The organism is Vibrio sp. 10N.222.48.A3, assembly GCF_041475345.1.
GTDB lineage: Bacteria > Pseudomonadota > Gammaproteobacteria > Enterobacterales > Vibrionaceae > Vibrio > Vibrio tasmaniensis_A.
The window spans coordinates 1-7,360 of record NZ_JBFRVX010000928.1; the positions used below are offsets into that span (position 1 = coordinate 1).

Here is a 7,360-nt window from a genome sequence, read left to right on the forward strand (position 1 = left end):
ATCCAATATCTTGTGACGTGTTATTATCAAGGCAACAAGCATAACGCGAATCAAACCTAAGATGACATGCATTCATTGCAATAAAAGTGAAAAAATCCGTAACAAACTCGGCCGCTGCCAACGTTGTATGAACCAACTGATGGTGTTGTCGATTTTAAGTTGGGGAGCGTGGTGGTTATTTTTCAAAGAAGACCCAAAAACCATCAATGCCATCGCGTTGATGATGGCCGCTTTCACGTTCAGTGGGTTGTTGTGGTTGCATTGGATAATGAAATTTTTCGTGCTGCCTTTAAGGGAAAAGAAGCGTTAGCAGAAAGACTTGATTAGATAAACGATAATGGCTAGATGTTCGATTCAATGACCCGATAGTGCTTTGATTTAACGACCTACCCTCATTTCCCAAACAGCAGATAGAAAAAAGCCCCAGAACCAATCGATTCTAGGGCTTTCTTAGAAAATTCTAAGAAAAAGCAGTGGTACTTTAATAGACCGGACTTTTCTTAGTTTGTTCCCAAAAAAGATCAGATTTTTGATCTTTTTTTTAGGTGCCATAAAATCAATGCCTTATGCAACATTCACCTTTGCGATGATCTGTTCAACCAAATTCACTTCCAACGCCACTTCATCACATGCATGTTGGCGAGGACACTGATCACAATCTTTCAGTACCTTCTCAGGCAACAGAGATTTTGATGTCGGTAAAAAGTCATGCTTCATAAAGAACTCTGGGGTACGAGTCAGCACAAACACCTTCTTGATCGCCATTTGTCGCGCTTTATCAACCAAGTGCTGCACAATCGCGGTGCCCTGCCCTTGGCCTTGCCAACCAGCTTCAACACCTAACGAACGGATTTCCGCTAAGCCAGAGTCATACACATAAAGTGATGCACAACCTGTCACCTCTCCATGATGCTCTGCGACGGCAAACGAACCAATATCACGCACCAGTTCATTACGAGAACGAGGCAGGTTTTCACCCATATTCGCCCAGTAGGCCACCATGCCTTCCAACGCTTCAATATCGGTCAGACGAGCAGAACGAACCTTAACGATAGAAGTATCACGCTGTGATAAACGCTTCTCTGCTTGGTCAACCGCGTAAGCCACTTGTTGTGGTGATACACCGCCTAGCGCACTACGTTTTTCAAGACACGATTCAATGGTCAGGATGTCATACACATCCTCTTCAATCACCTCAGAGAACTCTTTCATCTCTGCGATGGTTAACTCTTCTAATGCGCAGCCTTTAGCAATAGCTGCGACGACTGTTACACCAACAATGTGGTGAGCTTCACGGAAAGGAATGCCTTTCGCTACTAAGTAATCAGCCAGTTCTGTTGAGTTCGCGTAACCTTGTTTTGCTGCTTCAAGTGTACGTTCGCCGTTCACTTTAATGCCGTCAAAACAAAGAGCAGCCATTTCCATACAATCATTCCAAGTATCTAAAGCGTCGAACAGACCTTCTTTATCTTCTTGCATGTCTTTGTTGTACGCCAAAGGCAGAGCTTTCACTGTCATCATCATTGCGGCTAATGAACCGTATACACGGCCAGTTTTGCCACGGATAAGCTCTAGCGCATCTGGGTTTTTCTTTTGTGGCATCAGAGATGAACCTGATGTCACGGTATCTGCTAACTCGATGAAGTTCGATTCACCCGAGTTGTAGAAAATCATATCTTCTGCAAGACGCGAAAGGTGAAGCATAGAAATAGATGCAATCGACATCAGCTCCATCACATGATCACGGTCAGATACTGAATCTAGAGAGTTACGCGTTGCACGATGGAAACCTAAGTTGTGAGCTAACTCTTCACGGTCCATCGGGTAAGCAGTTCCAGCAAGGGCACCAGAACCCAGCGGACATGTATCTAGACGCTTAATCGCATCATTCAAACGAGAATAATCACGCTCAAGCATTTCAACGTAAGCCAAGCACCAGTGAGCAAAAGTTACCGGCTGAGCACGTTGTAAGTGAGTGTAGCCAGGAAGTACGGTTTCTTGATGCTGAGAAGCGACGTTCACCATTTGGCTTTGTAGGCGATCCAATGCAAGTAGCAGTTGGTTACCTTGCTGACGACACCATAGTTTAAGGTCTGTGGCCACTTGGTCATTACGAGAACGGCCAGTGTGAAGTTTTTTGCCCAAGTCACCGACTTTGCCGATAAGTTGTTGCTCGACCCAGCTGTGAATATCTTCTGCATCAGAACGTAGAATCTGTTCAGGATCTTCCATCACCTCAAGTTTTAGCTCATTCAACGCTAACTCAAGCTTCTGTTGCTCTTCTTCTGTTAATACGTTGACCGACAGTAGAGCTTTAGACCAGGCAATTGAGCCCACAATGTCTTGCTCAGCCAATCGGTAATCAAAACGAAGAGAATCGTTAAAATCTTTAAACCGGGTGTCTGCTGCTTGGGTAAATCTACCGCCCCATAATGCCATTGTGTATCTCCTAATTGCACAGTGCTCACTGTTTTTGCAAATGATAATTCTGATTAAAATTCAGTATTTTTCTGATGGTTTAAACTTACGGCAATTCAAAATGAAAATAAAGTATTAATTCATTATTTTCACATATTTATTCATCAATGATTTAATCCACTATTTATTTTCAGCGTGATTCGCGAATTATATGCCATTCAATGATAAAAACCGAAGCTGATTTATTAGACTAATAGATAGAAAAAAGCCCATTCACTAGTCAATAGTGGATGGGCTTTGCATAATAATGTCTATTTGCTAACCTTCCGTTATTCGTAAAAGGCTAGCTTACTAACTCATGGTTAGGATTACTTTTGACTATTCAGAGCACGGATACGGCTTGATAGCGAGTAAAGACGGATAAAGCCTTCAGCGTGGCTTTGGTCGTAAACTTCATCTTCACCAAAGGTTGCAAACTCTTCTGAGTACAGGCTGTTGTCAGAACGCTTCTGAGTCACCGTTGCATGGCCTTTGTAAAGTTTGATAACCACTTCACCATTTACGTCTTGTGCTAGTTCATCTGTTGCCGCAAGAATTGACTTACATAGCGGAGTGAACCAACGACCGTCGTATACAAGGTGAGAAGCTTTAACACCTAGCTCTTCACGGAATTCGAATGCCGCTTTATCAAGAACCAGTTGCTCTACTGCACGCAGTGCTTCCATCATGATTGTGCCACCTGGAGTTTCGTAACAACCACGAGACTTCATGCCAACAAGACGGTTTTCTACGATATCGATACGACCAACACCGTGCTTCGCACCCTTCTCATTTAGGTAAACCAGTGCGTTGTATGGCGTCATTGTTTCGCCATCAACCGCTACCACTTCACCTTTTTCAACTTTAAGCGTCACAGTTTCAGATTCGTTTGGCGCTTGCTCTGGGTCTACAGTCCAAGCCCAGCAATCTTCATCCGGTGCGTTCCATGTATTTTCTAGCACGCCGCCCTCTGTAGATATATGCCATGCGTTTGCATCACGCGAGTAGATCTTAGTAAGAGAAGCCGTACAAGGGATGTTACGTTCAGCTAAGTAATCTAGACACTCTTCACGGCTCACTAGATCCCATTCACGCCATGGTGCAATTACGTGTAAGTCTGGTGCGAGAGCAGCAAATGCGCCTTCAAAACGAACTTGGTCGTTCCCCTTACCTGTGCAGCCGTGACACAGTGCGTCTGCACCGACTTTACGTGCAACCTCAACCTGAGCTTTCGCGATAATTGGACGAGCCATTGAAGTACCTAGTAGGTATTTACCTTCGTAGTAAGCGCCCGTTTTCAGCGTTGGGTAGATGTAATCTGCCACCATCTCTTCTTTAAGGTCAGCGATGTAACACTCAGAAGCACCAGATGCTTTTGCTTTCTCTTCAATACCAATCAGCTCTTCATCGCCTTGGCCTACATCTGCAACAAATGCGATAACTTCGCAATCATAGTTCTCTTTCAACCATGGAATGATTACTGATGTGTCTAGACCGCCAGAGTAGGCTACTACAACTTTCTTTACGTTAACTTTGCTCATTTTCTTTCTCCTAGTTTCCATACTGCACATGGCGGTCAGCGTTGGAAATGACTTCATTATTATGTGTTAAATTTATTTGTCTAAATTCTTTAAGTAGTGACTCGTTGTGAGGTCTACTGAGGTAAAAACTGCGTTCCTATGCTTTTACCTGCAAAAAGTTGTGTCAGTTTTTCTGGGTATCGCCAAGTGGCAACCTCGATTGGTCGTCCAAGGTCATTAGCGGCTTCTAGTGCAGCTTGTACTTTCACGATCATGCCATCGGTAATCACTTTGCCTGTAATAAGGTCATCAGCTTGTTGTTGATTAAGGCTTGGAATCAGGTGACCTTTGCCATCCAACACACCACTTACATCAGAAAGCAGTACCAGTTCAGCATCAAGCGCGCCTGCAACGGCAACCGCAGCTTGGTCGGCATTAACGTTCATCAGTTGGCCTTGCTCAGTCAGACCAATTGAGCTAATGATTGGCAGTGCGCCCGCATTAAGAATCGCTTGCAGGACGGTTGAGTCGCCCGGCTCCGCTTTACCTACCGCGCCCAGTTCAGGGTTCAGTTCGCTCACTTTGCATAAACCACCATCTGCAAGGCTCAAACCAACGGCATTGATACCGTCTTTAATCGCCTGACCTTGAAGTAGTTTGTTAGCCGTGCCCGCTAGCGCGCCAGCGATAACAGGGATCTGATCATAAGGAGTAACACGAAGCCCCTCTTTCTTAACGGTTTCGAGGTTCAACTTATTCATCAAATCATCAACAAGGTAACCACCGCCGTGAACAATCACGATTGGTCGCTGTGCCTGTTGTTGGTAAGCTGAAATCGCACCAAATAACTTGCTAAGTGTTTCACCACAAGATAGCGCAGCGCCACCTAACTTTATGATTAATGGTTGATTATTAAGGCTCATATCTAGATTCCCTTACACTAACGCAGTTAATGGCGCAAAACCATAACGTAAATTTAAACACTGCATCGCTTGGCTAGATGCACCCTTTAATAAGTTATCAATCGCCGAAACAACGATGATGTGCTGACCTTGTACCTTCCAGCCTAAATCGCAGAAAGGTGTCTGTTCTACATCTTGAATTCTTGGCAATGTCTCTTCGAGCAATCTCACGGCTGGCTTACCTTGATAAGCTTGCTCGAAGGCATCTTGTATCTGTTGTTCTGTCACACCGTCAGCCAGTTTCATGGTAATGGTCGCTAAAATGCCACGCTTAAAGTTGCCGAGGTGCGGGGTGAAAATCACATCACATCCTAAATGTGCGACCATTTCAGGTTGATGACGGTGATTGAAGACGCCATAAGCTTGCAGGCTCACTTCGCAGAAGCTGTTAACCATGGTCGCCTTGCGGCCTGCACCAGTTACACCGCTGGTTGCGTTAATCACTGGCCATTGGTTCTCATCAAGTAACTTGGCTTCAACCAAAGGCTTAATCGCCAGTTGTGATGCCGTTGGGTAACAACCCGCTACCGCAACAAGCTGAGCTTCTTTTATTTCTTGTTCGTTCCATTCCGCTAAACCGTAAGCCGCTTTGTCTAGCCATTGTTCGTGTTGATGTTCAAAACCGTAAAACTCTTGATAGAAGTTTTCACCTTTAACTCTGAATGCACCCGATAGGTCGAAAACTTGGCAATCGTTCTCTAGAAAAATGGGCGCTAGGTCGTGACTGACTTCGTGTGCCGTTGCTAGAAAAATCACATCAGACTGTTTAGCCACTTCTTCCGGATTTGTTAAAGGTTGTACTGGCATATCAATCAGGCCAGCTAACTTACCGTGCAGTGCAGCGATAGGTTTGCCCGCATCTACACTATTGGCTGAGACATATAAACCTGATAGCGTGAGCTCAGGGTGTCTGTTTATCATTAGAGCCAGTTCTGCTCCTGTATAGCCGCTTGCACCAATGATCGTGGTTTTCAACATCTCAACACATCCATTCTTGAGGTAAGTTACATTTCAAATTTGACTATTCATACTTAATTTTTAGCTATATTTGATTTCTTATGCATTAAATATGATTTAATATGTGTTTTACCGACTTATGGTTTTCCTGTCAATAGTAGAAGTGAAGATATTATGCAATTACCGAGTTTCCTTGAGGTCTATAAAGGCCTAATTTCCACCGACTCCATTAGCTCAACAGATCCAAGCTGGGATCATGGCAACGAGAAAGTGATCGAAAAAATGGCTCAATGGTTTAAAGACGTAGGCTTTAGCGTTGAGGTCGTGGAAGTCGAACCCGGCAAGCATAATATGGTCGCAAAGATGGGTTCTGGCGAAGGGGGCTTATTGCTTGCAGGACACAGCGATACCGTGCCATTCGATGAAGGGCGTTGGAACTTCGACCCTCACGCATTGACAGAACACAACAACCGCTTCTACGGATTAGGCACCGCCGATATGAAAGGCTTTTTTGCCTTCGTTTATGAAGCTGCGAAGAAAATGGATTGGAGCAAGCAAACCAAGCCACTTTATGTTTTAGCAACGTGTGACGAAGAAACCACTATGCTAGGTGCACGTCATTTCACTGAAAATGCGCCGTTTAAACCGGACTACTGCATTATTGGTGAGCCAACCAGCCTAGTGCCGATTCGTGGTCATAAAGGCCATGTCGCCAACGCAGTACGAGTAACGGGTAAATCAGGTCACTCTTCAGATCCAGCTTTAGGCGTTAACGCCATCGAGATCATGCATGAAGTGTTATTTGCTTTAATGCAGTTGCGTGACAAGTTAGTCAAGGAGTACCATCACCCGGGCTTCGCGATACCAAGCCCTACTCTAAATCTTGGGCATATTCACGGAGGAGATAGCGCTAACCGAATCTGTGGTTGTTGTGAATTACACTACGACGTTCGTCCTTTACCGGGCATCAGCTTAGATGGTTTGGATAACATGCTGCGCAGCGCGCTCAAGGAAGTAGAAGCAAAATGGCCGGGCAGGATTGAGATTACTCCCCTGCATGAGCCGATTCCGGGTTACGAGTGTCAGCACGATCATCCATTTATCGGTGGCATGGAATCGGTGTGTGAAACCGAATCTCAAACTGTGAACTATTGTACTGAAGCACCTTTCCTTCAGGAGTTATGTCCAACCTTAGTGTTAGGCCCAGGCTCAATCGACCAAGCTCACCAACCGGATGAGTTCTTAAGCTTCGATTTTATTGACCCTACAATTGATGTTCTGAGTAAATCGATCCGTAAATATTGTTTCTAGTTATTACTTTCCTTCCGATATTTTCGTATAAAAGCCACCCGAAAAGGTGGCTTTTATTCTGTTATCCCTGACACAGCCCGATCTTGTAATTAAATTTCACTTTTTCCCTAAGTTTTGAAAAATTTACTTCTCCCGCATTTTTAAACCTAATAA

6 protein-coding genes are annotated in these 7,360 nt (G+C 44.5%); 2 read left to right on the forward strand and 4 right to left on the reverse strand.

All coding sequences use genetic code 11. The features are described from left to right. Positions 1-61: 61 nt before the first annotated feature. On the forward strand, positions 62-310 hold the full coding sequence (locus tag AB4653_RS21960; protein ID WP_032555354.1) for a DUF3624 domain-containing protein: 249 nt from the start codon (positions 62-64) through the stop codon (positions 308-310). A gap of 254 nt (positions 311-564) precedes the next feature. Here the strand turns inward: AB4653_RS21960 and argH are convergent, their stop codons facing one another. The 4 genes from argH to argC all read right to left on the reverse strand — a co-directional run bounded on the left by argH (position 565) and on the right by argC (position 5,917). After that, positions 565-2,439 carry an argininosuccinate lyase gene (gene argH, locus AB4653_RS21965; protein ID WP_009848895.1) on the reverse strand — a complete coding sequence of 625 codons (1,875 nt, stop codon included), beginning with the start codon at positions 2,437-2,439 and terminating at the stop codon, positions 565-567. 347 nt (positions 2,440-2,786) lie between these two features. Next, positions 2,787-3,998, reverse strand: a complete 1,212-nt coding sequence (locus AB4653_RS21970) for an argininosuccinate synthase (protein ID WP_009848894.1) — start codon at positions 3,996-3,998, stop codon at positions 2,787-2,789. Between the two features lie 113 nt (positions 3,999-4,111). Then, positions 4,112-4,900 carry an acetylglutamate kinase gene (argB, locus tag AB4653_RS21975; protein WP_009848893.1) on the reverse strand — a complete coding sequence of 263 codons (789 nt, stop codon included), beginning with the start codon at positions 4,898-4,900 and terminating at the stop codon, positions 4,112-4,114. A 12-nt stretch (positions 4,901-4,912) separates the two neighbouring features. Next, the gene (argC, locus tag AB4653_RS21980) at positions 4,913-5,917 is read right to left on the reverse strand and encodes an N-acetyl-gamma-glutamyl-phosphate reductase (RefSeq protein WP_102258061.1); all 1,005 of its coding nucleotides are present in this window, start codon (positions 5,915-5,917) and stop codon (positions 4,913-4,915) included. Between the two features lie 153 nt (positions 5,918-6,070). On the opposite strand from argC, the gene argE reads away from it, so the two are divergent. Continuing rightward, complete coding sequence (gene argE / locus AB4653_RS21985) at positions 6,071-7,207, forward strand: acetylornithine deacetylase (protein WP_009848891.1); 1,137 nt, start codon at positions 6,071-6,073, stop codon at positions 7,205-7,207. Positions 7,208-7,360 lie beyond the last annotated feature (153 nt).

Coding starts and splice junctions, on each gene's coding strand:
- argE (WP_009848891.1), top strand. CDS start 6,071: ATGCAATTACCGAGTTTCCTTGAGGTCTATAAAGGCCTAATTTCCACC.
- argH (WP_009848895.1), bottom strand. CDS start 2,439: ATGGCATTATGGGGCGGTAGATTTACCCAAGCAGCAGACACCCGGTTT.
- argC (WP_102258061.1), bottom strand. CDS start 5,917: ATGTTGAAAACCACGATCATTGGTGCAAGCGGCTATACAGGAGCAGAA.
- AB4653_RS21970 (WP_009848894.1), bottom strand. CDS start 3,998: ATGAGCAAAGTTAACGTAAAGAAAGTTGTAGTAGCCTACTCTGGCGGT.
- argB (WP_009848893.1), bottom strand. CDS start 4,900: ATGAGCCTTAATAATCAACCATTAATCATAAAGTTAGGTGGCGCTGCG.
- AB4653_RS21960 (WP_032555354.1), top strand. CDS start 62: ATGACATGCATTCATTGCAATAAAAGTGAAAAAATCCGTAACAAACTC.